Origin of the sequence: Streptomyces sp. JJ66, assembly GCF_019303495.1 — a bacterium.
GTDB lineage: Bacteria > Actinomycetota > Actinomycetes > Streptomycetales > Streptomycetaceae > Streptomyces.
In genome coordinates this window covers 42,471-65,518 of the sequence record NZ_JAEVFI010000018.1, presented here as the reverse complement: position 1 = coordinate 65,518, position 23,048 = coordinate 42,471, and the positions used below count along the sequence as shown (strand labels likewise).

Here is a 23,048-nt window from a genome sequence, read left to right as displayed (position 1 = left end):
AGTGACCGCCGTCGCCGACGTCGCCACGACCGTCCCTGAGCGCCACTACACCCACCACGCCGGCCGCGGCGTCACCCCGCACCGCTCCAACCCAGTCGCCATTCACCGCGAACTCACCACCCTGAACGTCCACGAGGGCATGAATGTTGTCGAGTTCGGGACCGGCTCCGGCTACTCCGGCGCCCTACTCGCCGAACTCGTCGGCCCCACCGGCACGGTGACCAGCCTCGATATCGACGCCTACCTCGTGCGCTGGGCCAACCTCATCCACGACGAACGCGGGCTGAGCAACGTGCACTGTCATGTCGCGGACGGCTCCGCCGGATTCCCCGAGCGAGCCCCTTACGACCGGGTGGTGGCCTGGTGCACCCCGCCGCTGCTGCCCACAGCGTGGGTAGAGCAGGTTACCGACGACGGCCTGATCGTCGCCCCGCTCCCGATCGCCGCCGTGCCCGGCATGACGCTCGTCGCCAAAGTCCGCGTGAGCAGCGGCGAACCGGTCGTCGAAGCGCTGTTCACTGGCGGGTACATCGAGGCGACCGGCTCCCCGAAGGACAACCTCGACCTCCCGGGCCGGTGGGTGGACTGGGAGAACCGCACCCCGGCCCCCTCGTGGATCTCCATCGCCTGGCGAGAGCACGACGACCGCCTCCACACCGGCGCCCGCACCACGCTCGCCCGCCTGCTCAAGGACACCCATACCGAACCGTATGAGGGGGGCGCACTCGACTGGCCGTCTTGGCGCACCTTCGCCGCCACCCAGGCCGATCCACAACTCACCGTTGCCGGACTTACCCCCAACCTGCGGGCCATTGGACACTCCACCCGGGCAACGGCCGCCGTCCTCCAGCAAGACGGCACGCTCCTCGCCGACCACCCCGACTCCCCCTCCCTCGCTGTCCTGCGCACCTGGCTTTCCACCTGGCGGGAGGCCGGTCGCCCCGCTCCCGAGACCTACACCCCCGTTCTCGTCCGCAGGGGTGAGGGCTGGCATCTGCGTCTGAACCGGTAGGAGCCGACACCCCAGGGCGCGTGACCCTCCACCCTTTGCGGCGGAATGAGCTGGCCGTGGCGGGACAGGGTGCCTCGCCCGCGCTCGGCGCGGTGTCGGCGGCGGACCGGCTACCGGGTTGCTCACCCATGGCTGAGCGCCGACGGGCGCGGGTGGCGCGCCTACGGGGTGCGGCGGGGGAGGGTGGCGGCGCCGAGGGCCAGGACGAGGACGGCGGTGCCCGCGACGACCAGCACGTCGCGCACGTAGTCGCCGGTGACGTCGGGGTGGCGCAGCACCTCGTTCATGCCGTCAACGGCGTAGGACATGGGCAGCACGTTGGAGACGGCCTCCAGCGCGGGCTGCATGCTGGCGCGGGGCACGAACAGGCCGCACAGCAGGAGTTGCGGGAAGATGACGGCGGGCATGAACTGGACGGCCTGGAACTCGGTCGCGGCGAACGCGGAGACGAACAGGCCGAGCGCGGTGCCCAGCAGCGCGTCGAGCAGCGCGACCAGGAGCAGCAGCCAGGCGGACCCGGCGAACTCCAGGTCCAGCAGCCACACGGCGACGCCGGTGGCGAGGGTGGCCTGCACGGTGGCCAGGGCGCCGAAAGCGAGGGCGTAACCGAGGATGAGGTCGGCCTTGCCCAGGGGCATCGACAGCAGGCGTTCCAGCGTGCCCGAGGTGCGTTCGCGCAGGGTGGCGATGGAGGTGACCAGGAACATCGTCACCAGCGGGAAGATGCCCAGCAGCGCGGCGCCGATCGGGGCGAAGGCGCGGGCGTCGGCGTCGAAGACGTAGTAGAGCAGTACCAGCAGGGTGACGGGCAGCAGGAGCAGCAGCGCGACGGTGCGCGGGTCGTGGGTGAGCTGGCGCAGGACGCGGCGGGCGGTGGCCAGGACGCGGGAGGGTGCGGGCGTCACGTGGCGGGCTCCGTTTCGACGAGGCGGAGGAAGGCGGCTTCGACGGTGGCGGCGCCGGTGCGCTGTCGCAGCGCGTCGGGGGTGTCGTCGGCGAGGAGGCGGCCGTCGCGTAGGAGGAGGAGCCGCTGGCAGCGGTCGGCTTCGTCCATGACGTGGGAGGAGACGAGCAGGGTGGTGCCGTGCTCGGCGGCGCGGCGGTGGAAGAGGTGCCACAGGTCGCGGCGCAGGACGGGGTCGAGGCCGACGGTGGGTTCGTCCAGGACGAGGAGTTCGGGGCGGCCGAGCAGGGCGACGGCCAGGGAGACGCGGGAGCGTTCGCCGCCGGAGAGGGAGCCGGTGAGGGCGTCGGCGCGGGCGGTGAGGTCGGTGGCGTGGAGCGCGCGCCCGACGTGCCGGGGGCGGTCGGCGCGGGGGATGCCGAGGACGGCGGCGAAGTAGGCGAGGTTCTGGCGGGCGCTGAGGTCGGCGTAGACGGACGGGGCCTGGGTGACGTAGCCGACGCGGTGCCGCAGGTCGCGGTGTCCGGCGGGGCTGCCGAGGACGTCGAGGGTGCCGGTGACGCGGGCCTGGGTGCCGGCGATCGCGCGCATCAGCGTGGACTTGCCGCAGCCGGAGGGGCCGAGCAGTCCGGTGACGGTGCCGGAGCGCACGTCGAAGGTGAGGGCGTCCAGGACGGTGCGTCCCCCGCGCTGAACGCTCAGGTCCCGGGCGTGCACGGCGGACGGTGCGGATCGCATCACGTGGTGAATTATTGGGGCGGACGCCGCCTCGTCAAGCACGGGGAGGGTCGCGTCGGCCCCGGGGCGCGGGAGGACGCCCGGAGCGAGCTGGGGTCAGCGCGGCGCCGGGGTGCCCGGTGGCCTGCGGGAATCCAGCAGACGGCCACCGGGGATGCCGAAGGTCAGGCAGCGCCCGGGGAAGACCTCGGGACGAAGGCTTTCGCGGCTTCCGGCACGTCGCTCGCTTCCACTTCCACGCGTACCGTGCGAGCGCCCGTATGGGTGTACAGGGCGTGCGCGGCCCGCGTCACGGCATCCATCAGGGACACGCCCGGGGTGAAGCAGTGCGCCTCACTGGGCCGGTCCGGATGCCCCGAAATAGTGCAGGAGAGCGACCCCACTTCCTCGTAGGGATACCCGAGGCTTTCCCCCAGCCGGTCGAAGGGCTCCGTGGCTTCCTCCGTCAAGGCCCGGTCGAGGATCAGGCAGAACTCCCACTCCTTCTCCATGCCACCTCCTAGTGTGCCTTCGTGTGCTTCCGCACAAACTCACGAATACGTTTAGCCGCCGTACTCGCATTCCTGGGGGTGCAGTCGATCCGGTCACGGTCACCACACCGACAGCAGATGACGTAGCCCCAGGTGTGGCCGTTACGCACCTCCTTGACCTCGAAACCTGCCCTTTCAGCTTCCCGTAGCTCTTTTCGCACATCCTTGCTCTGATGCAGCATACGACCCCCTTCGACTCACCCAATCGCCACTGACAGGTCGCCTCCGAGACGCAGTGTTCGCGTGGCCATAACCAAACCTCTGGCCAGAACACCGAGCTTGAACAACCCCTCTCGCCGATGATCTTGTGCAGGCTCACGTCTCTCTGCGGAGACAAGCATAGGGAATCTCCCGACTGCGTGTCAGAAGAATCCGAAAGTGGTGGGCTGCACGACACGCTGCGGAAAGGAGCGCGCGGCGCGGGTCAGCGCTTGCGTTTGGGGCGGGGGCGGCGGGCAGCGGGGTTGCCGGTGCGGGTGGTGCGGCGGCGGGTGTAGCGGGCGAGGGCCTGTTCGTGTTCGGCGCGCAGAAGTTTCTCGCCCGGGGCTTCGATCAGGCTGCGCAGGCCGTAGGCGAGGAGGATGCCGAGGAAGCCGATGAGCTTGAGGCCCTGGGTGGGGGACGCGCCCGGGCTGGCCTCGGCGGGGCGTTCGGGGCGGCGGGTGTACGACGTCCAGGTGCGGGTGAAGGCGAGCGAGGTGCACAGCGCGAAGGCGAGGACGAGCAGCAGGTTCACCAGGCTGCCGACCTGGGCGATGGCCAGGCCCTCGTAGGCGAAGCGCAGTACGAACAGCCCGGCCGTGGCGGCGGCGAAGGCGCCGAGGGCGAGCCCGGCCCGGCGGGCGGCGTAGCCGCCGGAGTGGTCGAGCCAGGTGGTGCCGTAGAAGCGGATCGGCTCGGGCTGGGGCGCGTGGGGGTCACGGGTGGCGGCCACCAGCGCGGCGTCCGGTTGCGTCGGATGCGGCTGGGCAGTGGCCGGTTGCGCGGCGTCCGGCTGGGCGGTGGCCGGGTCGGCGGCGTCCGGTTGCGCGGTGGCCGGGTCGGCGGTGGCCGGTTGCGTCGGGTGCGGGCTGGGCGTCTTTCGGGCCGTCTGTGCCGCGTTCCGCCGCGAGGGCTTTGCCGCGTCCGGGGTGCGCGGTGGGCGGCGGCCCGGGGGCGTCTTGCCCGTCGGCGTCGGGTCCTGTCCCCCGCCGGTTGCTGCGTGGCCGGTTCCGTTCATGGCTCCGATTATCGCGGGTAGGGGCGGTGGGGTGGCGGGGCGAGGCGGTACGCTGCGGTGCGTCTCCGTGGGGGAAGCCGGTCGAAGTCCGGCGCTGACCCGCAACGGTGGGCGGGGCCCTGGTGGTTCCGCGAGCCCGATTACCCGCGGTGACGCATGCTCCTGTCAACTCGTCGTGGTCTGCGAGAAGGGAAGCCGCGCGGTGTGGCCGCGTGCGGTGCTGGGCACCGCGCGGGGCGGCCCGGGTAGCTCGTGCCCCTGTCCGCGCACGGCCCGAGGCGAAAGTGATCCGCCCGTGGCCTCTCCTCCGGTTTCTCCGGTCCCCCGGGGCGTCCCTGACGTCGGCACGCCGCCCGGCACGCCGCCGGGTGCGCCCCCCGACGCCGCCGGCCCCGCCGACGAGGCCCACCCCGACGCCACCGCCACTGCCGAGACCCGCGCTCCCGGCAGTCCCGGGGCGCCGTCGCGTCCGTCCGGCCGCCGTATGCCGCTGGTGCCGCTGGTGGGCGGGCTGCTGGTGCTGCTGGTGGCGTCCGTGCCGGTGGCGGTGGGGGTCGGGGCGGCGGGGGTCGGGTTCGGCGCGGCGATGGACTTCCTGTGGGCCGGGTTCAGCGGCGGGGTGATCGCGGCGGCGGACGTGTCGGCCTACACCGTGGTGTGGGAGCTGCGGTTGCCGCGCGCGCTGCTGGCGGCCGTGGTCGGCGCGGGCCTGGCGGCGGTGGGCGTGGCGTTGCAGGCGATGGTGCGCAACGCGCTGGCCGACCCGTTCGTGCTGGGGATCTCCTCGGGCGCGGCGGTGGGTGCCAACGCGGTGTTGATCTTCGGGGCGTTCGCGGCGCTGGGGGTGTGGGCGCTGTCGGCGGCGGCGTTCGTATCCGCGCTGGCGGCGATGGCCCTGGTGTACGCCGTCGCGCGCAGTGCGCACGGGTTGACGCCGCTGCGGCTGGTGCTGACCGGCACCGCGATGTACTACGGCTTCTCCGCGATCACCACGCTGATGGTGTTCGCCGCCGAGCGGGGGGAGGCGGCGCGCTCGGCCATGATGTGGCTGATGGGCAGCCTGGGCGGGGCGACGTGGGCGACGCTGCCCATCGCCACCACCGCCGTGCTGGTCGCGCTGGCGTACCTGGCGCTGTCGGCGCGGCGGCTGAACGCGCTGGCGATGGGCGACGAGACGGCCGCCGCGCTCGGGGTGGACGCCGAGCGGTTCCGCCGCGAGCTGTTCACGCTGTCCGCGCTGGTGACCGGGGCGCTGGTGGCGGTGAGCGGGACGATCGGGTTCGTCGGGCTGATGGTGCCGCACGCGGCGCGCATGCTCGTCGGGGCGGATCACCGGCGGCTGCTGGTGGTGGCGCCGGTGGCGGGCGCGGTGCTGCTGGTGTGGATGGACATGGCGTCCCGCACGGTGCTGGCGCCGGTCGAGCTGCCGGTGGGGGTGCTGACGGCGGTCGTCGGCGTCCCGTGTTTCCTGCTGCTGATGCGGCGTCGCGGCTACACGTTCGGAGCGGCCTGATGCGGGTGGACGTCGAGACGCTGAGCGTGGAGATCGCCGGGGCGCGCCTGGTGCGCGAGGTGACGCTGAGCGCGGGTAGCGGGAAGCTGGTGGGGCTCGTCGGGCCGAACGGGTCGGGGAAGTCCACGGTGTTGCGGTGCGTGTACCGGGCGCTGCGGCCGAGCGGGGGCACGGTGCGGGTCGGCGGGGACGACGTGCACGGGCTCAGCGCGCGTGAGGGGGCGCGGCGGCTGGCGGCGCTGCCGCAGGAGGTGTCCACGGAGTTCGGGTTCACCGTCGGCGAGGTGGTGGCGATGGGCCGGCTGCCGCACCAGCGGGCGGCGTCGCGCACCTCGGACACCGACCGCGAGCGGTGCGCGGCGGCGCTGGCGCGGGTGGGCGCGGAGCGGCTGGCCGACCGGAGCTTCGTCACCCTCTCCGGCGGCGAGAAACAGCGGGTGCTCATCGCGCGGGCGCTGGCGCAGGAGCCGCGTGTGCTGGTGCTGGACGAACCCACCAACCACCTGGACATCGCGCAGCAGCTGGAGGTGCTGGCCCTGGTGCGCGGCCGGGCCACCGGTGCGGCGGACGGCGGGCTGACGGTGCTGACCGCGCTGCACGATCTGAACCTGGCCGCCGCGTACTGCGACGCGCTGCACGTGATCGCGGGCGGCACGATCGTCGCCTCCGGCGCGCCCGGCGACGTCCTGACGCGCGAGCTGCTGGCGGAGGTGTTCGGGGTGCGCGCGCATCCCGTGACGCATCCGGAGTCCGGCGCCGTGCAACTGCTGTTCGACCGGCTGGGCTGACGGCCGGTTTCCCCTTCACTCTCCGAATCCCCGAACTCCCGAACCCTCCGAAGGAGCCTCACGTGCGTTACCGCATGCGGTCCACCCTCCCCTGGCTGTCGGCGGCCTCCGCGCTGACCGCCCTCGCTCTGGTTACCGGCTGCGGGGCGAGCGTCGAGAAGGCCGGGACGCAGGACGAAGCGGCCGGGAAGGATAGCGGCCACTACCCCGTGACGATCACCAACTGCGGCCAGGAGAAGACGTTCGAGGCGGCGCCCGAACGCGTCGTGACGAACGACGTCGGCATCACCGAGATCATGTTCGCGCTGGGGCTCACCGACCACATGGCCGGATACGTGATGAGCGACAACCGGGGCGAGAAGGCCGACACGCCGTGGAGCGACGCGTACGGTGAGACGGAGTGGCTGAGCGACGAGGCGATCAGCAAGGAGATCGCCGTCGGCGCGAAGGCGGACCTGGTGTTCGCCGGGTGGAACTACGGCTTCAACGAGGCCGCGGGCTTCACGCCCGCCACGCTCGACACTCTGGGCATCGATTCCTACCTGCTCACCGAGTCCTGCCGCAGCGGGCAGGGCAAGGCGCGCGGCGTCATGTCCCCGCTGGACGCGCTCTACACCGACCTGCGCACCCTGGGGAAGGTGTTCGACGTGGAGGACCGCGCGGAGGACCTGGTCGCGGACTTCGAGCAGCGGGTGGCGGCCGTCGCTAAGAAGGCGCCCACGGGCGAGGACCGGCCGCGCGTGTTCCTCTACGACGCCGGCCAGGACAAGCCGTTCACCTCCGGGCAGTACGCGGGGCCGCATGACATCATCACCAAGGCGGGCGGCGACCACGTGATGGCCGACCTGGAGGACTCCTGGGTGACGGTCGGCTGGGAGACCGTCGTCGAGCGGGACCCGGAGATCATCGTCATCAACGACTACGGGGACGTGTCGGCGGAGCAGAAGGAGACGTTCCTGAAGTCCTTCGCGCCGCTGAAGAACGTCTCCGCGATCAAGAACGACCGCATCGTGGTGCTCGACTACGCGGACCTGGTGGAAAGCCCGCGCAACCCGGCGGCGATCGAGACGCTGGGCGCGTACCTCCGCGAGCACGCGGGCTGAGCGGCGCCGCCCGGGCGGGCGGTTACGGCTCGGAGCGGGTCTGGCCCGGGTCTGGCCCGGGCCGACTTCGCTCGGGAGGCGGACCGTTCGGCCCGGCGGCGCTGACGGGCCGCGCGCCCGGCCGCGCCCGCCCCCGGATCACGGCTCGACGACGGTCTCCTGGGCCGCCGCCGTGCCGTCCCCGGCGAGGAGTGCGGCGTCCACCGGCACATTGCGCTTGACCAGCGCCAGCGCGATCGGCCCCAGCTCGTGGTGACGCGCGGAGCTGGTGACGAACCCGACCGGGCGGCCCTCGGCGCCGTCCGACGCGAGCCGCACCGGCTCACCGTGCACGGGGATCTTGACCTCGCTGCCGTCCAGGTGCAGGAACACCAGGCGCCGGGGCGGACGCCCGAGGTTGTGCACGCGGGCCACGGTCTCCTGGCCCCGGTAGCAGCCCTTCTGGAGGTGCACCGCCGAGCCGATCCAGCCCAGCTCGTGCGGGATCGTGCGGTGGTCGGTCTCCAGCCCGAGCCGGGGGCGGTGCGCCTCGATGCGCAGCGCCTCGTGCGCCAGTACGCCGACAGCCGGGCCGTGCTCCGCCGCGAACGCCTCCAGCCGGGCGCGGGGCAAGAACAGGTCGCGCCCGTGCGGCGTCTCCCGGACGGCGACGCCCTCGGGGGTGGCCACGATGGAACCGGCGGGGAGGTGGACGACGGCGCACGCCTCCGTGCGGTCGGCGACCTCCACCCGGTAGAAGAACTTCATCGACTCCAGGTAGGCGATCAGCGCGCCCTGCGCGCCCGGCTCGGTGTGCGCCCACACCGTCTCACCGTCGTCCACCAGGTACAGGACGTGTTCGATGTGGCCGTTGGCGGACAGGATCAGCGCCTCGGTCGCCTGGTGCGGCGGCAACTCGCTGACGTGCTGGGTCAGCAGCAGGTGCAGCCAGCTCAGCCGGTCGGCGCCGGTGACCGTCACCACGCCCCGGTGCGACAGGTCCACGAATCCGCCGCCGTCCGCGAGCCGCCGCTGCTCGCGGAACAGGTCGCCGTAGTGCGCGGCGACGCCTTCGTCCGGCTCTTCCCCGGCGACGGCGCCGGGCAGGGACATCAGAGGGCTCACGTAGGACATGCCGCAAGCCTACGGCGCGGCCTCGGGCGGTGAGCTGCCGCACCGCTCGCAGCGGCCGAAGATCGCGAAGTGCTTCATGTCGGTCTCGAACGCGAACCGCTTGCGCAGCTCGTCCGTGAAACCGGCCGCCATGGCGACGTCCACTTCGATGACGCTGGTGCAGTCGCGGCAGACCAGGTGGATGTGGTGGTGCCGGTCGGCCAGGTGGTAGGTCGGGGCGCCGTGACCCAGGTGGGCGTGACTGACCAGGCCCAGCTCCTCCAGCAGCTCCAGCGTGCGGTAGACGGTGGAGATGTTGACCCCGTGGGCGGTCTTGCGCACCTCGGTGAGGATGTCCTCGGGGGTGGCGTGCTCCAGGGTGTCCACGGCCTCCAGCACGAGCTGGCGCTGCGGGGTCAGGCGGTAGCCCCGCTTGCGCAGATCCGTCTGCCACTCACTGCTCACCACGTGCCCAGTGTAGGGGCGCCCGCCGCCGTACCCCGCTCGCGCGCGGGGTACGGCGGGGTAAGGCGGACGCGGCCGGTCGGGCCGGGCGGGCTACACCTCGCACTCCAACTCGTCGTCCGGCGTCGGCCCCGGGGCGAGGTCCGTCGCGTGCTCGGGGCAGGCGTACAGCGTCGTGCCGGGGCCGCTGGCGCTGGGAATCCACCGGGCGGGGACCGGGGCGCGGGTGTACGTCTCGCACACGACGCACAGCGCCACATGCCCGGCAAGCACGGCGGGAAACCACTCCTGAGCGCTCACGCGACCACCCCCGCGCCCTCGAACGCGGCCCGGGGGAACGGCGCGCCCTCGTAGGTGTACGGGTAGTCCACGCCCATCGTGGCGAGCAGGACCGCGCGCCGACGCTCCCGGGTCACCGGCCGGGGTGCGGGCCGCTGCCCCGCCTGCCGCCGGAAGAACTCGGCGGCCTCCTCTTTGGTCGGGGTGGTCCACGGCCGGGACCACGGGTTGACGGGCTCGGGCGCGGCCCCGGCTTCCCGGGCACGCGCGGCGAAGTACGCGGCACTGTGCCGCCCGGGCGGACGCGGTGCGAGGACGGAAAGCGCCCAGGAGAGGGCGCGGACGATAGCATCACGCATGGTCGTGTCAGCTCCTCGGAAGCTGTCTCGGCAAGCCCCGGCAGGCCGGGCCTAATCGGCCTGCCGGGGCGCTTTGCTGTATCCGGACACTCACAGTACGGCAACACGTCTAACTCGTCTACCCATCTGCCCGTCCACCTGTCCAAGTCGCCCGGGGTGGTCCCGTTGTCTACGCTCTCCCCCATGCCCGAGCGCTCTGTGGACCCGCACACTCCTCGCGCCCCCTACATGCGCGTCCTGGACGCGCTGGCCGCCGAAATCCGGGCCGGGCAGTACGCCCCCGGTGAGCGCATCCCCTCCGAAGCGGACCTGTGTGAGCGGCACGGCGTAGCGCGCGAGACCGCCCGCCGCGCGGTTCGCGTACTGCGCGAACGCGGACTCGTCGTCACCGAGTGGGGCAAGGGCACCTTCGTCGCCGCTGCTGACGACCGGGACGACCCCGAACGCCGGGACGGCTGACCCCCGGAATGGTCGCTGGTTTGGCCAAACCGCCGGAACGCCTGATATCGGCGCGGTACGGGGCCGGAACGCGTTAAGGGAGACGAGTAGTCGCGGGGGCGCGTGAGCGGAGAAAGCCCGCCGGTAGCTGGAAAGGCGGCCTCGGCTGAGGGACGGCGGGGGAATCCCGGTCGCGCCGTCGGCGGGCTGCGCGACCGGGACGCGGCTCAGCTGAGCGGGCCGAAGACCTCGGCGCGGTCGAAGTCGGCGTCCATGCCGTCCAGTACCGCTACCAGTTGCTTTTCCTCGTAACCGCCAATACCTGACGGCCAGTTACGTCGTGAGGCCGGAATGAAGCCATGAGCACACAGCTTCCGACGAGGTGCGTGCGCGCGGGTACCGTGGCCGGTTCCCGGGTCAAGCGGGAGGGCACCTACGCGCTCGGGGTGAGGCGTGGGGCGGGGGCGGGCAGGGACACCGGGCGCAGGGACAGGGTGTACGTGCAGTCCGCGTCCGGGACGACGAGGGCCAGCGCGTACCCGGCGGTCAGGTACGCGCAGGCTGCCCGCTCCCCGGCCGGGTCGGGCCGACCGGCCCACGCGCGCAGTTCGGCGGGCGCGTCGGGCAGCGGGACGGAGGACTGGCGCGTCACCGGGCGCGCCCACGCCGAGCGCGCCGGGTCGGGGTCGAGGCGAGACGCGAGCCACAGCGCCTGTCCGCGCACCCACCCCAGCGCCAGTTCCGGCGAGATCGTCTGGAACGTCGCGAGCACGTAGGTCACGACCTCGCGGGTGCCGTACACCGGGCCTTCCGCGCGGACCTCCGCCGCGTACCAGGTGGACGCCTGCTGCCCCGTCACGCCGGTCCACCCCGCCACATCACCCAGGGACGTTCGATCACTTCGGCGTAACTCGTGTGGTCGGGGTGCTCCCGTACGTGCTGGAACGTCCACTTCCGCGCGGCGCCCGGATCAGCGTGGGTCTCGGATTGCGCACCGCACTCGGCATCGTCACCCGTGAGGGTGAGACACCGGAAACGGACGGTGAGCGGTGGCGCGTCGTCGTCCTCGTCAGGCCGCAGCGTCCAGTTGACGAAACGGAAGATACGGCGCGTCGCGGCGCTCATAGCACCTTCCCCTGGCTGCGGGCGTTCGCCCGGGCGACCTCGGCGTGCAGGCGCTCCGCCGGGCTCACCGGACGCACCTCCTCGGGGAGGACCGCCCACTCCTTTCCGCCGGTGACGGGGCGTAGGAACCAGCGTCCGCACCATGCGCCACGGAACTCACCGACCTGGTTCTGCGCATCTATCAGCAGCGCACCGACCTGGGGAGTGGGGGGAGTTGGCTGCCGGGGTGCGGAACCGTTGTTGTCGGACACGGGCCGCTCCTCTCCGTAGTGGTTCCACTACCAAGGCGGCTCAGCGTGGCCTAGAGTTGGAGGCCCTTCAACTTGTCAGTTGAGGACGGAAGGTCGGTGAAAGCTGCTTGAACATCAAGGACTTGAACCCCGACAGCTCGCCCCAGGCGGCCTTCGGCGCCCGCCTGCGCAGCTTGCGCGAGGCACGCGGCTGGACACAGGAAGACCTGGCCGTGCCCATGGGATATTCCAGTACGCATATTTCCTCGGTAGAAACTGGTCGGAAGATGCCGACCTTGCGGTTTTCGCGCAGCGCCGACCTCGCTTTCGGCCTCACCGGAACGGAAGATTCGTTCGAACGCGAGTGGCGCGAAATCCGCCACGGCTCCCTGCTGGAAGGCTTCCCGGAGTTCGTCGGCTATGAGGGCCGCGCCGTAGAGATCCGGCTGTACGAGGTGGGAGTGATGCCCGGCCTGCTCCAGACCCCGGAGTACGCGGCGGTGCTCGCGCAGAGCGCCGTGAAGCGGGGAGCCATCACACCCGAGCAGGCCGACGAGCGCATCATGCTGATAGCCGAGCGCCAAGCCGCGCTCGTCCGCACGCCCCCACCGCTGGTCTTCGTGGTCCTGGACGAGAGCTGTATCCGGCGGCCCGTCGGCAGCTCTGCCGTCATGGACGGACAGCTGGCCCGTCTACAGGGGTTCGCCGATCTGCCGAACACCGTAGTCCAGGTTGCCCGGTTCGATATGGGGGCTCGCAGGCCCTTCAACCTGCCCGTGACCGTACTGACCCTGCCAGACCGTTCTCTCCTCTCGTATGCCGAGTCCGCTCACCGTGGGCATCTGGAGCGGGAAAGCACATTCGTGCTGCCCATGCTGACGGCCTACCATCAGCTACAGGCCGAAGCCGCTTCGCAGGCGGCGTCTGTGGCCATGATCAGCCAGTTGCGAAAGGGCACCGCATGACGACCGAATCTCCCCGCTGGTTTACGTCCTCCTACAGCGACAACGGCGGCCAGTGCGTCGAGGTCGCCGCCAACCTCGTCGCGTCCCACCGCGTCGTCCCCGTCCGCGACTCCAAGCACCCCACCGGGCCGAGGCTGCACCTCCCCGTTGACGCGTTCACATCTTTCGTCACCGGGGTCAAGACCGGAGAATGGGGCCACGCCTGACCTCACCCCGTCCTGGGGCCACCCGCCAGGCCCCAGGACGGCCCACGCGACGAAGGGGCGCCCCATGACGGCCGAATCCCTCCGCTGGTTCACCTCCTCCTACAGCGACAACGGCGGTGCCTGCGTCGAACTCGCGACCAACCTCGCCGCCTCCCGCCACATCGTCCCCGTCCGCGACTCCAAGAACCCCACCGGGCCGAGGCTGCACCTCCCCGCCCCCGCCTTCGCTTCCTTCCTCACCGCCCTCCACACCAGCACCCTGTCACCACCTGACCAGCCGCTGGCCGTCGCTCGCGCCCACGAAGCGCGGGAACGTGAAGAGCGCGACGGCGGCGCCACGCACGGCCCCGCCTGCGCTCCGCGCGATGCCGACGAGCGCGGGCCCGGATAGCGCACCGCGAACGCGCACACCCCGGCGACGACTGGCGCGGCGCGCAGGGCCACCAGGATCAGCGCGGGCAGCCTCACAGCCCGTGCGGCGAGCACCTGCCCCGATCGCCGACCCGGGACCGGTGCACCCTTCAAGTCTGCCCTCAGACGGTGCCGTACCGCCGACCGAGCGTGCAAGGCCAGGGCAAGCGGCCGGCGGGGCCGACGGGCCTGCTCGTGTGATGACTGGGTAGAGGATCCGGCCATTTCGGTCGCAGCGCTGGTGGCGTGATCACGCCAGGATGCGGCGGTGTATGCCGGTGTTCTGGAGTGGTTGGTGGTGATTCTGGTGCGGGCACACCGCGATGTCGCGCCACCGATCACGCGTCCTGATTTCGTGCTCTGGCCGGAATCTTGGGGGAGGGCACTGAGGAGGGGTGGCAGGGTGAAGCGCGTCGACCGGTGCATGACCATACGCCGGTTGCTGTTTCTCGGCGGACTCCAGCAGGGGACTGATCCGCTGTCTTGACCGGGCCGGTAATGGCCCACGGAGGGGAGATTTCATGAGAATGCGCGCAGTCGCAGGTATAGCCGGTGCGCTGGCGATGGCGGGCCTGGCCTTTGCCCCGTCAGCTTCTGCCTACAACGGCCAGAGCCTGACGTCCGACTCGATCGGTGCGAAGGCCACGTGCCGCATGAACAGCACTGGCCCGGGCATGAAGGTGTCCTGCAAGCTGCGGGACACCAAGTCGGACGGCAACTCCGTGCGCATCGAGTGGAGCGGTCCTGGTAAGGACGGCAAGGACAACCTGCGCAGCGGCAACAACACCTACGCCAACTACACCTACACCTTCGCCCGCGATGGCGCCTTCAGGTTCAAGGCAGTCACCGACCGGGGCTGGCTGCCCGACAGTGTCGGCGCCACCAAGACCCTCCGCCCCTGAGACGAGGGGGGACCACCCCGTCAACGAGAGATGCGGTGCTGCTGGCCGGGCGGTCGGCAGCACCGCCGCATCATGGGGAATCTGAGCACGTTCGCGGAAGAAGGCGGGAAAGCGCTGTGGTGCAAACCGAAGTGGCCACGGACTGTCTGGCGGCGAAGGACCTACACGTCCGGCTGGGGAGCACCGACGTCCTCAGAGGAGCCTCACTGAGTGTTGCGCCCGGCGAGAGTGTCGCCGTCGTGGGAACCAGCGGCGCGGGGAAGTCCACGCTCCTCCAGTGCCTGGCAGGCGTCGTCACGCCCGACACCGGGACCGTCAGTCTCCAAGGTCAACGCTTCGACCACCTTCCCCCGCGAGAGCGTTCCGAAATGCGCCTGCGGCGTTTCGGGTTCCTGTTCCAGTTCGGTGAACTCGTCCCCGAACTCAGTCTCGCCGACAACGTGAGTCTGCCGCTGTGGCTCACCGGCGTCTCCCGTCGAGCCGCCCGCGAACGCGCCCGGCCGCTCCTGGATGCCACCGGCCTGGGAACGGCCCTGCACGGCAAGCGACCCTCCCAGGTGTCGGGCGGGGAGATGCAGCGTGCGGCGCTTGCCCGAGCCTTGGTGCACGAGCCCGCCGTCATCCTGGCGGACGAACCCACCGGCGCACTCGACTCCAGCACCAGCGACGCCGTCGTCGAACTCCTGCTCACCGAGGCCGCCCGCACCCGCGCCGCCCTCGTTGTCGTCACCCACAGCGAACGCGTCGCCGAGCGTATGAACCGCACCGAGCGCATGGCCGACGGGCGGCTGATCGCATGACCGCCTCCCCCCGCACCACCACACCGCCCCACCCCAGCCCGGGCACCACCCGCCGGTCGGAAGCCCGCAGGACCGTCTCGATCCTGCGCATCGGCGTACACCTCGCCCTGCGGGCCCGCTCGTGGACGACCCTCGCCGTCATGCTGTGCACAGCCGTAGGCACCGTCAGCCTGCTCGCCGCCCTGTCGATGTCCCACATCATCGAGCAGCGCATCCACCGCGCGGAAGCACGCTCCCCGTACCACCTCTACGAGGAGAACGCCCAACCCGAAAAGCACCAGGTGGTCTGGACGCCGCGCACCGGCTCCCTCGACGGCCAGCCCGTCGGGCGCTTCATCATCGGCGTGCCCGACCAGCCCCGCACGCCCCTCCCTCCGGGAGTTTCGGCCTGGCCTGAGCCCGGCCAGTCCGTCGTCTCGCCTGCCCTGAAGGCCGAACTCGCGGACACCTCACCAGCCCTGGTGAAGGCCCAGTACGGGCAGGTCGCCGGTACGATCGCCGACGCTGGGCTCCTTCATCCCGACGAACGCGTCGCCTACGTCGCCGTCCCCGTCGGTGACGTCGCTGAACCGAACCCGGTGGACGGCTTCGGCACCCCGCCCAACCCGGAGCTGTACGGCTCCCTCGGGGAGGTTCCCCGTCTGGCCGGACCGGTGAAGACCTTGCTCATGGTCGCTACGGTGGCGATTTGCGTGCCGTTGGCCATGCTGGTGCTGGGCAGCTCGGCGCTCCTGCGTGAACGGCGCCGCCGCACGCTGGCCTCACTCGAACTGCTGGGTGCGGCACCCACCACCGTGCGGCTGATCACCGCTGCGGAGGTGACCGCCGTCGCCCTCGTCGGCTGGACCCTGGGGGTTGCGGCGACGCCCAGGCTCATGCGGGCGGCTGCCTCCCTGCCTCCGGAACCCGCTGCCTGGTTCCCCGGCGATGTCGCCCTGCGGTGGATTCCCGCCCTGGGCACGATGGTCTTCTTCGTCACCGCAGCCGTCATCACCGCACTGCGCGGCACCCACCACCCACACCGAACCGGCGGACGTCCGCAGCGGCGCTGGCTCCGGCTCGCCCCCGCTGTTGTCGGCATGAGCGGTTTGGCCGTGATCGCCGTCTTCCCCTGGGAGGCGGACGCCACCCCCAAGACCTGGGTGGTCTACGCCGGGATTGCGGCGCTCGTCGTCGCGGTCACCGGCCTGGCGTGGGCCGGACCCGTCCTCGTCCAAGCCGCTGGCCGAAAGCTCTCCCGCTCCGGCACACCCTGGCTGGCTCTGGGCAGCGGTCGCCTGGCAGCCGACCCGCACACCGGCACCCTGGGAGCCCTCGCGATCACCCTGGCCGTCGCGGCCTCCGGCATTGTCGGCTCCCTCACCAGCCAGATCGCCTACATCGACACCGAGCTCTACCGCACGACTCCCGACGAAGCCCTGACCGTCATCACCACCGACCATCTCCCCGACATCCGCCAAGCCCTGCCCGACGCCGCCGCGATCAGCCCCGTGTCCGTGGCCGACATCCGCAACAACGACGGCAGCCGGAACGAGCTGATGGACGACCCCTACCTGAACATCGAAGCAAGCGCCGTAGTGGGTGACTGCGAAGCCTTGCTCACTCTGCTGAAACAGGACACCGCCCACTGCGCCGGCGGGACCGTCAGTCTCACCTCCGACCTCGCCCCCAACCCCCTCCCGCCAGGCGGCACCCTCCACGCCACGCCGCTCCAGCCCACGGACACCCACCAGACCCCTCCCACCGCGTTCCCCGTTCCTGAGCGCAGCGTGACCTACGAAGCCCTGCCCGGCGTCGCCGGCTCCGTGGGAGACATCTCCCTGCTCATCGACCGCCAAGCCTGGCAACGCTCCGGCGCCCCCGCCCTCCACCAGGGAACGCTGATCCTTCCCGGCCAGGACGCCGACCACACGGGAGCACGAACCCAAGCCCTGGCGGCCGACCCGACAGCTGACGTCCAAGACGACACCACCGCCTACGCCGAACGCCTGAACCGCACCGGCCACTACCGCGGCTGGTTCACCTCCGCAGCCATCGTCACCCTCGCCGTCGCCGGCACCTTCGTCCTCGTCTCCGCGCTGACCGCCCTCATCGAACGCCGACGCGTCCACGCCTACCTGGGAATCGTCGGCGTCCCCCCACAGATCCTGGGCCGCTCCTGGGCCCTCTACAGCATCCTGCCCGTCCTCATCCTCCTGCCCATCGCCTGGCTCATGACCTTCCTGACCGACGTCGGCTACGACCGCCTGGTCCGCGTCCCCGTCCAGATCAACACCGGCCCCTACGTGTCCGGCCTCGCCATCGCCGTCGTGCTCACCACACTCGTACAGCTCATCGCCGTGGCGGCTGCCCCCAGAGAGGTGCCACTCGACGCCCTGCGCACCCGCGACTGATCGAACGCGCACCTGAAGAACTGAAGAACTGGCGTGTGCTCGGCCGATGGTCACCGGACACCCGGAAGACGACACACACCGGCGCATAAAAGAAACAGGTGTGGTTTGGGGCGGGGTTAAAGGGGTTCGGTGAGGGTGTCGGCGGGGCGGCGGTGGGCGGCCTGGGTGGCGGGGAGGGTGGAGACCGCGAGGGCGGCGAGGACGGTGAGTGCCGTCACGGCGGCCAGGGCGAGGGGTGGGGGTGCCACGGCGATGCCCGCGCCGATGCCGGAGGCGTCGGCTTGGGCGTTCACCAGCCAGCGGCCCGCGAGGACGCCGAGGGGGAGGGCGAGGGCGGCGGCGGCCAGCGCGGTGAAGGCGGTGGTGAGGATGAGGACGGCGCTGATCTGGCGCGGGGTGAGGCCGATGGCCTTCAGCGCGAGCAGGTCGCGGCCCCGGTCGCGGATCGTCGTGCCGGTAGCGGTGAGCAGTTCGGTGAGGGTGATGAGCGCCAGGACGGCGAGGAAGCCGAGGAACACCGTGCGGGCGGGGGCCAGGGCGTCCAGGACGCTGGGGGGTTCGCGGAGGTCCAGCGCGGGGCCGGTGGCGTCGGCCAGGTCGGCGCGGACGCTGGCGGCGGTCACGGCAGCGGGCACGTCGGCGGGGTCGCGCAGGGTGAGGTGGAAGAAGTCCGGGCGCAGGGTGGGGTCGCGTTCGCGGAGGGTGTCGAGCGTGGTGGAGATGACGCGGCCGTGGTGCTCGGGTTCGAGGGCGCGGCCGACGATGTGCAGGATCTGCGGGCTGCCCTCGACCGTCATGCGCACCCAGTCCCCCACGCGCACGTCGAGCAGGTCCAGCAGGCCCTGTCCGGCGACGGCCTCGTCCGGCCCGAGCGGGGCGCGGCCCTCGGCGAGGGTGAAGGGGTAGGGGGCGTCGGCGGTGCCCAGGCCGCGCAGGGTGATGGTGCCGGTCTGGCCGGGGACGAGCGCGGCCACCTCGGCACCGGGGTGGGCGGCGGCGACGCCGGGGTGGGCGGTGAGGGTGCGGTGGGCCTGGGCGTCGGTGACGGCGGCGGGGTCGGTGACGTGGGCGGTGAGCGCGACGGGCAGGCCGACGGCGGCCGGGTCGGTGCGGAAGCGGTCGAGGGTGCTCCACGCGGTCAGCGCGACGGTGATGAGGACGAGCGGCACCGCGAGCCGGGCGACCGGGGCGAGCCAGCGCGGGCGGCGCGCGCCGCCGGGGAAGGCGCCTCGCCAGCCGAGGATGAGCGCGGGCGGCAGGCGCAGGCCCAGCGCGCGCCGGGCCGGGGCGGACAGGCGGCCCCCGGCGGGCAGCGCGGCGCGGGCGACGGGCACGGGCGGCACGCGTCCGGCGCGCCAGGCGGCGAGCGTGGTCGCGGCGGCGATGAACAGCAGGGTCAGCGCCGGGATGCCGAGCAGCGCGGCGGTGTGCCCGGGCAGTTCGCTCCACACTCCGGCGACCTCGCCGACGCGGCCGGGCAGGCGGGCGCCGAACGCGGCCACGGCGGCGGTCGCGGCGGCGACGCCGACGAGCGCGTAGGCCAGGTGCTGGGCGAGGAAGGTGCGCACCACCTGGCCGGGCGTGAAACCGATGGCCTTGACGACGGCGATGTCCCGCAGCCTGCCCCGCACCCGGGCGTTGATGGCGCTGAACGCGGCGAGTCCGGCGGCGAGCAGGCCGCCGAGGCCGAAGGCGCCGAAGAGGAGGCCGAGCAGCCAGTCATCGCTTCCGGCTTCGGCGCGCGCCCGCTGCCACTTGGTGACCTGGGTGACGTGCTCGGCGCCGAGCGCGGTGACGGCGCGCTGGACGGTGAAGTCGGTGTCGGCGGGGTCGGTCAGGCGCAGGCCGAGGGTCTGGCCGAAGCCGTCGGGCGCGGCGGTGGCCAGCGTGCCGGGCAACACCCAGGCGGTGCCCGGACGCTCGCCGGGCCGGTAGCGGGGTTCGGCGGTGGCGGCGACGCCGACGACGGTCAGGGTGCGGGCGCCGCCGCCGGTGCCGGGGACGGTGAGGGTGTCACCGGGCACGGCCCACAGGGCGTCGGCGAGCGACTGTTCCAGGACGACGCCGGGTCTGGCACGGCTGGCGCTGTGGGCGTTGGTGCCGTCCGCGCCGTTGCCCTCCGCGCCGTTGCCGTCCGCGTCGCCGTCGGCACCGTCCACACCGTCGGCGCCGTCCGCGTCGGCGGCGGTCAGCCAGCGGCCGGAGGTCAGCAAGGGGTGGGCGACGGACGGCGGCCGGGGCGCCACCGCGCGGAGTTCGACGGTGGCCTCGGCGCTGTCGGTGGCGGCCGTGGTGCGCGTGGTGCGGTAGGGGCCCGCGGTGGCGGCGACGCCGTCCAGCTCGCCGAGTGCGGAGGTGTCGGCACCGGCGCGGGTGTGCAGCCACACGTGGGCGCCCTCGGTCTGGGTGAACACCCGCTGCCAGGGGTTGGCGGCGTAGCTGAACAGGGCTCCGGCCAGCAGCAGGGACACGGTGACGCCCGCGGTGGCCAGCAGCACGAACACCGCCTCGCCCCGGTGGGCCCGCAGGTCGGCGTGTGCCCAGCGCAGTTCGGCCCGCACGGGGTTCAGCCCCCCAGTTCCAGCGTGCCGGACACGCCGCCGGGCGGGGTGCGGCGCGGGCCGTCGCCGAGGGCCGCGTCGTCGGCTATGCGGCCGTCGAAGAAGCTGAGCACCCGGTCGGCGGCGGCGGCCATCCGGGCGTCGTGGGTGACCAGGACGATCGTCTGGCCGCGCTGGTGGAAGCGGGACAGCAGGCGCAGCACCTCGCGGGTGCCCTTGCTGTCCAGGCTGCCCGCGGGCTCGTCGGCCAGGAGCAGCGCCGGGTGGTTGACCAGCGCGCGGGCGAGCGCGACGCGCTGCTGTTCGCCGCCGGACAGCTCGCCGGGCAGCGCGCGTTCCCTGCCGTCCAGCCGCAGGTCGGCGAGCAGTTCCTCGCGGGCGGCGCGGGCGGCCTTCGGCGACTGCCCGGCGAGCAGGGCGGGCAACTCGACGTTGTCGGCGACGGTGAGGTGGGAGACCAGGTTGAAGAACTGGAAGACGACGCCGATGCTGCGGCGGCGCAGGGTGGCCCAGCGCGCCTCGCTGTGGCCATCGACGCACTGGCCGTCGATCCACAGGCTGCCGGAGTCGGGGCGCTGGAGGCCGCCGAGCAGGTGCAGCAGCGTGGACTTCCCGGCGCCGGACGGCCCGGTGACGGCGGCGAACTCGCCGCGCTCCACCGCGAGGCTCACGCCGCGCACGGCGGGCACCGGCGCGGAGTCGCCGTGGTAGGTCTTGACCAGGTTCTCGGCCCGCACGATGGGGTGCGGCGTCCCGGAGCGGTGGGCGGCGGGGTCGGCGGGGTCGGCGGGGGCAGCTGATTCGGCGGGTGCTGGTGGCGGCGTCAATCCAGTTCCTCCTGACAGCGTTCCAGCCAGTCGAGGTCCGCTTGCAGGTGCAGCATGGCGCCCTCGATCAGCAGCTGGGCGACGCGGTGGTCGCGTTCCTCGGTGGCGGCGAGTTGGGAGAGTTCACGCATGGTGTTGAGGTACTGGCGCCGCTGCTTGTTGATCAGGGTCACCTGGTCTGCCATGCCCGAGCACGGGGCGAGGGCGAGCTTCATGAAGAACTCGTCCCGCACGCGCGGCTCGCGGGTGGTCTCGTCGAACCAGGCGGCCACCGCCTCGCGTCCGGCGTCGGTGAGACGGTAGGTGCGCTTGTTCGGCCGGTCCGTCTGCTCGACGTCCTCGCCCTCGATCAGCCCGGACTTCTCCAGCCTGCCGAGGGTGACGTAGATCTGGCCGATGTTCGGCTGCGGGTACGCGGAGCCCAGCAGGGCTTCAAGGTCCCCTTTGAGCTCGTAACCGTGGGCCGGGCCACGGGCGAGGAGGGCCAGGAGCGGCAGACGCAACGGCGCTCTCCTCTCCTGCGGGCTCCGCTGGCGACGCTTGCACCTCTAGTATCGCGCATTGCCTAACAGGTATATATGGGCCAGGGCCAGTGAGCCAGGGCCGGTGAGGGAGTGCGCGAGCTGCGGGGAGGGCGGATGCGGTGGACGCGGGCCGTGGGCCGGGCTCTCCTGGCCGGTGCCGTACTGCTGGGCGCGTACGCGGGGTTCAGCCCGTCGGCGTCGTCCGTGCCCGGCGAGGGCGAGCGGCGCGGGCCGATGACGCTGGTGACCGCCGGTGACCTGACGAGCTACCTCACCCCGCTGCTGGACGACTGGAACCAGGCCCACCCCGGCGAGGAGGTCACCGTCGTCGAGCTGCCCGACGCGGCCGACGAGACCCGGGCCCAGATGATCACCGAGCTGCGCTCCGGCAGCGACCGCTTCGACGTGCTGAACATCGACGTCTCCTGGACCTCGGAGTTCGCCGCCGCTGGCTGGATCACCCCGCTGCACCGCGACCGCTTCGCGCTGACGGAGATGCTGCCGCCCGTCGTGGACACCGCGACGTTCGGCGGCGAGCTGTACGCCGTCCCCTACGTCACCAACGCCGCGCTGCTGTACTACCGCGCGGATGTGCTGGCAGCCGAGGGCGTCCAGCCGCCGCGCACCTGGGCGGAGCTGGAGCGGCAGGCGCGGACGATCGCACCGGCGCACGGGCTGGAGGGGTACGCGGGCCAGTTCCTGCCCTACGAGGGGCTGACGGTCAACGCCGCCGAGGTGGTGCGCTCGGCCGGGGGGTCCTTCCTCGGTGACGAGGGCGCCCGGGTGACGGTGGACTCCGAGGCGGCACAGCGCGGGCTGGCCTTCCTCGCCGGCGGGGTCCGCGACGGCTGGATTCCGCGCGCGGCGCTGCGCTACAAGGAGGAGGAGTCCCGGCTGGCGTTCCAGCGCGGCGAGCTGCTGTTCCTGCGGAACTGGCCGTACGTGTACGGGCTGGCGTCGGCGCCGGGCTCGGCGGTGGCGGGGAAGTTCGGCGCGGTGCCGCTGCCCGGGCCAAGCGGCCCCGGCACCAGCGTGCTGGGCGGCTCCAACCTCGCCGTCAGCGCGCACTCCCGGCACCCCGACTCGGCCGCCGACCTGCTGGCCTACCTCACCAGCGAGCCGGTGCAGCGGCGGGTGCTGACCGAGGGTTCGCTGCCGCCGGTGCGGGCCTCGCTGTACGCCGACCCGGAGCTGGTACGGGCACACCCCTACCTGCCGACGCTGCGGGAGAGCGTGCTGGCGGCCGAGCCACGGCCCAAGAGCCCACGGTATGACCAGGTGAGCCTCGCCGTGCAGGCCGTCGTCCACGACGCGCTGTCGCTGCGGGTGTCGCCGGGGGCTGCCGTCGCCCGGCTGGCGCGGGAGCTGGAGGCGCTGGCGCGGTAGGTACGGCCCGCCCGGCCCCTTCCCGAGCCGGGTGCGTGGGCCGGGCCTTTTCAGCTGTCCCGACGGGCGAGTGCGGCTCCTTCGCTACCCCGCCGGGCGGGGCGTCGTCTCCGGTTGTCCGACCGTGGCGAGGCCGTCGTCCGGCTGCGGTCCGTGCCCTCCCCCGCTCACGCTGAGGGTCCGGGGCGGGCCGGATTTGGCTGGTTTTCACCCCTGGTTACCCGTGGGTAAGCCGTTGACACTCCGACGTGGGCCATACCTAACATGCATGCATAACA

The 23,048-nt window shown here is 72.3% G+C and carries 26 protein-coding genes and 1 riboswitch; of the genes, 12 read left to right on the top strand and 14 right to left on the bottom strand.

From position 1 onward, the window contains the following. Position 1: 1 nt before the first annotated feature. Positions 2–1,012: a protein-L-isoaspartate O-methyltransferase gene (locus JJV70_RS15070; protein ID WP_219048470.1), complete on the top strand. Its 1,011-nt coding sequence runs from the start codon at positions 2–4 to the stop codon at positions 1,010–1,012. Between the two features lie 161 nt (positions 1,013–1,173). On the opposite strand, the gene JJV70_RS15065 is transcribed toward JJV70_RS15070, so the two are convergent. The 4 genes from JJV70_RS15065 to JJV70_RS15050 form a co-directional block, all read right to left on the bottom strand. After that, entirely contained in the window at positions 1,174–1,917 is a 744-nt protein-coding gene (locus JJV70_RS15065; protein WP_219048469.1) for an ABC transporter permease, read from the bottom strand. After that, positions 1,914–2,654 (bottom strand): ABC transporter ATP-binding protein, encoded by a 741-nt coding sequence (locus JJV70_RS15060; protein ID WP_219048488.1) that lies wholly within the window; start codon positions 2,652–2,654, stop codon positions 1,914–1,916. Before JJV70_RS15060 ends, JJV70_RS15065 begins: the two co-directional genes overlap by 4 nt. Before the next feature lie 164 nt (positions 2,655–2,818). Next, positions 2,819–3,145 carry a hypothetical protein gene (locus JJV70_RS15055; protein ID WP_219048468.1) on the bottom strand — a complete coding sequence of 109 codons (327 nt, stop codon included), beginning with the start codon at positions 3,143–3,145 and terminating at the stop codon, positions 2,819–2,821. Positions 3,146–3,608: 463 nt separating this feature from the next. Further along, positions 3,609–4,121 (bottom strand): hypothetical protein, encoded by a 513-nt coding sequence (locus JJV70_RS15050; protein WP_219048487.1) that lies wholly within the window; start codon positions 4,119–4,121, stop codon positions 3,609–3,611. A gap of 330 nt (positions 4,122–4,451) precedes the next feature. After that, a riboswitch (cobalamin riboswitch) is annotated at positions 4,452–4,570 on the top strand. Between the two features lie 128 nt (positions 4,571–4,698). On the opposite strand from JJV70_RS15050, the gene JJV70_RS15045 reads away from it, so the two are divergent. The 3 genes from JJV70_RS15045 (at position 4,699) to JJV70_RS15035 (ending at position 7,807) form a co-directional block, all read left to right on the top strand. Continuing rightward, complete coding sequence (locus JJV70_RS15045) at positions 4,699–5,916, top strand: FecCD family ABC transporter permease (protein WP_374227306.1); 1,218 nt, start codon at positions 4,699–4,701, stop codon at positions 5,914–5,916. Further along, a complete protein-coding gene (locus JJV70_RS15040) occupies positions 5,916–6,704 on the top strand; it encodes an ABC transporter ATP-binding protein (protein ID WP_219048467.1) in 789 nt (262 codons plus the stop codon). Before JJV70_RS15045 ends, JJV70_RS15040 begins: the two co-directional genes overlap by 1 nt. A gap of 74 nt (positions 6,705–6,778) precedes the next feature. Continuing rightward, the gene (locus JJV70_RS15035; RefSeq protein WP_219048485.1) at positions 6,779–7,807 is read left to right on the top strand and encodes an ABC transporter substrate-binding protein; all 1,029 of its coding nucleotides are present in this window, start codon (positions 6,779–6,781) and stop codon (positions 7,805–7,807) included. A gap of 138 nt (positions 7,808–7,945) precedes the next feature. On the opposite strand, the gene JJV70_RS15030 is transcribed toward JJV70_RS15035, so the two are convergent. The 4 genes from JJV70_RS15030 to JJV70_RS15015 form a co-directional block, all read right to left on the bottom strand. Further along, positions 7,946–8,920: a folate-binding protein YgfZ gene (locus JJV70_RS15030; protein WP_219048466.1), complete on the bottom strand. Its 975-nt coding sequence runs from the start codon at positions 8,918–8,920 to the stop codon at positions 7,946–7,948. Between the two features lie 9 nt (positions 8,921–8,929). Next, positions 8,930–9,367 (bottom strand): Fur family transcriptional regulator, encoded by a 438-nt coding sequence (locus JJV70_RS15025; RefSeq protein WP_219048465.1) that lies wholly within the window; start codon positions 9,365–9,367, stop codon positions 8,930–8,932. A gap of 90 nt (positions 9,368–9,457) precedes the next feature. Then, positions 9,458–9,664 (bottom strand): hypothetical protein, encoded by a 207-nt coding sequence (locus JJV70_RS15020; protein ID WP_219048464.1) that lies wholly within the window; start codon positions 9,662–9,664, stop codon positions 9,458–9,460. Further along, a complete protein-coding gene (locus tag JJV70_RS15015) occupies positions 9,661–10,002 on the bottom strand; it encodes a hypothetical protein (RefSeq protein WP_219048463.1) in 342 nt (113 codons plus the stop codon). Before JJV70_RS15015 ends, JJV70_RS15020 begins: the two co-directional genes overlap by 4 nt. Before the next feature lie 183 nt (positions 10,003–10,185). On the opposite strand from JJV70_RS15015, the gene JJV70_RS15010 reads away from it, so the two are divergent. Then, entirely contained in the window at positions 10,186–10,461 is a 276-nt protein-coding gene (locus JJV70_RS15010; RefSeq protein WP_219048462.1) for a GntR family transcriptional regulator, read from the top strand. A 412-nt stretch (positions 10,462–10,873) separates the two neighbouring features. Here the strand turns inward: JJV70_RS15010 and JJV70_RS15005 are convergent, their stop codons facing one another. The 3 genes from JJV70_RS15005 to JJV70_RS14995 are packed head-to-tail and all read right to left on the bottom strand — an operon-like array spanning position 10,874 to position 11,816. Beyond that, the gene (locus JJV70_RS15005; RefSeq protein WP_219048461.1) at positions 10,874–11,299 is read right to left on the bottom strand and encodes a hypothetical protein; all 426 of its coding nucleotides are present in this window, start codon (positions 11,297–11,299) and stop codon (positions 10,874–10,876) included. Beyond that, the gene (locus tag JJV70_RS15000) at positions 11,296–11,565 is read right to left on the bottom strand and encodes a hypothetical protein (RefSeq protein WP_219048460.1); all 270 of its coding nucleotides are present in this window, start codon (positions 11,563–11,565) and stop codon (positions 11,296–11,298) included. Before JJV70_RS15000 ends, JJV70_RS15005 begins: the two co-directional genes overlap by 4 nt. Continuing rightward, positions 11,562–11,816 (bottom strand): hypothetical protein, encoded by a 255-nt coding sequence (locus tag JJV70_RS14995; RefSeq protein WP_219048459.1) that lies wholly within the window; start codon positions 11,814–11,816, stop codon positions 11,562–11,564. Before JJV70_RS14995 ends, JJV70_RS15000 begins: the two co-directional genes overlap by 4 nt. 107 nt (positions 11,817–11,923) lie before the next feature. Between JJV70_RS14995 and JJV70_RS14990 the strand changes: the two genes are divergently transcribed. From JJV70_RS14990 to JJV70_RS14965, 6 genes are all read left to right on the top strand, one after another. After that, positions 11,924–12,760, top strand: coding sequence for a helix-turn-helix transcriptional regulator (locus JJV70_RS14990; protein ID WP_219048458.1), 837 nt, complete (start codon positions 11,924–11,926; stop codon positions 12,758–12,760). Continuing rightward, positions 12,757–12,966, top strand: a complete 210-nt coding sequence (locus JJV70_RS14985; protein ID WP_219048457.1) for a DUF397 domain-containing protein — start codon at positions 12,757–12,759, stop codon at positions 12,964–12,966. The genes JJV70_RS14990 and JJV70_RS14985 overlap by 4 nt, the downstream gene beginning before the upstream one ends. Before the next feature lie 64 nt (positions 12,967–13,030). Beyond that, on the top strand, positions 13,031–13,357 hold the full coding sequence (locus JJV70_RS23515) for a DUF397 domain-containing protein (protein WP_219048456.1): 327 nt from the start codon (positions 13,031–13,033) through the stop codon (positions 13,355–13,357). Positions 13,358–13,904: 547 nt separating this feature from the next. Further along, entirely contained in the window at positions 13,905–14,279 is a 375-nt protein-coding gene (locus tag JJV70_RS14975) for a hypothetical protein (protein WP_219048455.1), read from the top strand. A gap of 116 nt (positions 14,280–14,395) precedes the next feature. Further along, positions 14,396–15,079, top strand: a complete 684-nt coding sequence (locus JJV70_RS14970; protein ID WP_308294827.1) for an ABC transporter ATP-binding protein — start codon at positions 14,396–14,398, stop codon at positions 15,077–15,079. Beyond that, complete coding sequence (locus JJV70_RS14965; protein ID WP_219048454.1) at positions 15,076–17,472, top strand: ABC transporter permease; 2,397 nt, start codon at positions 15,076–15,078, stop codon at positions 17,470–17,472. Before JJV70_RS14970 ends, JJV70_RS14965 begins: the two co-directional genes overlap by 4 nt. 116 nt (positions 17,473–17,588) lie before the next feature. Here JJV70_RS14965 and JJV70_RS14960 read toward each other — a convergent pair whose 3' ends face one another. The 3 genes from JJV70_RS14960 to JJV70_RS14950 form a co-directional block, all read right to left on the bottom strand. Further along, positions 17,589–20,033, bottom strand: coding sequence for an FtsX-like permease family protein (locus tag JJV70_RS14960; RefSeq protein ID WP_219048453.1), 2,445 nt, complete (start codon positions 20,031–20,033; stop codon positions 17,589–17,591). 5 nt (positions 20,034–20,038) lie between these two features. Continuing rightward, a complete protein-coding gene (locus JJV70_RS14955; RefSeq protein WP_308294828.1) occupies positions 20,039–20,773 on the bottom strand; it encodes an ABC transporter ATP-binding protein in 735 nt (244 codons plus the stop codon). A gap of 83 nt (positions 20,774–20,856) precedes the next feature. Beyond that, positions 20,857–21,363 (bottom strand): PadR family transcriptional regulator, encoded by a 507-nt coding sequence (locus JJV70_RS14950; protein WP_219048451.1) that lies wholly within the window; start codon positions 21,361–21,363, stop codon positions 20,857–20,859. 135 nt (positions 21,364–21,498) lie between these two features. Here JJV70_RS14950 and JJV70_RS14945 point away from each other — a divergent pair, with 135 nt between their 5' ends. Continuing rightward, a complete protein-coding gene (locus tag JJV70_RS14945) occupies positions 21,499–22,770 on the top strand; it encodes an ABC transporter substrate-binding protein (RefSeq protein ID WP_219048450.1) in 1,272 nt (423 codons plus the stop codon). Positions 22,771–23,048 lie beyond the last annotated feature (278 nt).

Coding starts and splice junctions, on each gene's coding strand:
- JJV70_RS15010 (WP_219048462.1), top strand. CDS start 10,186: ATGCCCGAGCGCTCTGTGGACCCGCACACTCCTCGCGCCCCCTACATG.
- JJV70_RS15035 (WP_219048485.1), top strand. CDS start 6,779: ATGCGGTCCACCCTCCCCTGGCTGTCGGCGGCCTCCGCGCTGACCGCC.
- JJV70_RS14985 (WP_219048457.1), top strand. CDS start 12,757: ATGACGACCGAATCTCCCCGCTGGTTTACGTCCTCCTACAGCGACAAC.
- JJV70_RS15055 (WP_219048468.1), bottom strand. CDS start 3,145: ATGGAGAAGGAGTGGGAGTTCTGCCTGATCCTCGACCGGGCCTTGACG.
- JJV70_RS15015 (WP_219048463.1), bottom strand. CDS start 10,002: ATGCGTGATGCTATCGTCCGCGCCCTCTCCTGGGCGCTTTCCGTCCTC.
- JJV70_RS14965 (WP_219048454.1), top strand. CDS start 15,076: ATGACCGCCTCCCCCCGCACCACCACACCGCCCCACCCCAGCCCGGGC.
- JJV70_RS14945 (WP_219048450.1), top strand. CDS start 21,499: ATGCGGTGGACGCGGGCCGTGGGCCGGGCTCTCCTGGCCGGTGCCGTA.
- JJV70_RS15030 (WP_219048466.1), bottom strand. CDS start 8,920: ATGTCCTACGTGAGCCCTCTGATGTCCCTGCCCGGCGCCGTCGCCGGG.
- JJV70_RS23515 (WP_219048456.1), top strand. CDS start 13,031: ATGACGGCCGAATCCCTCCGCTGGTTCACCTCCTCCTACAGCGACAAC.
- JJV70_RS15000 (WP_219048460.1), bottom strand. CDS start 11,565: ATGAGCGCCGCGACGCGCCGTATCTTCCGTTTCGTCAACTGGACGCTG.
- JJV70_RS15060 (WP_219048488.1), bottom strand. CDS start 2,654: ATGCGATCCGCACCGTCCGCCGTGCACGCCCGGGACCTGAGCGTTCAG.
- JJV70_RS14975 (WP_219048455.1), top strand. CDS start 13,905: ATGCGCGCAGTCGCAGGTATAGCCGGTGCGCTGGCGATGGCGGGCCTG.
- JJV70_RS15040 (WP_219048467.1), top strand. CDS start 5,916: ATGCGGGTGGACGTCGAGACGCTGAGCGTGGAGATCGCCGGGGCGCGC.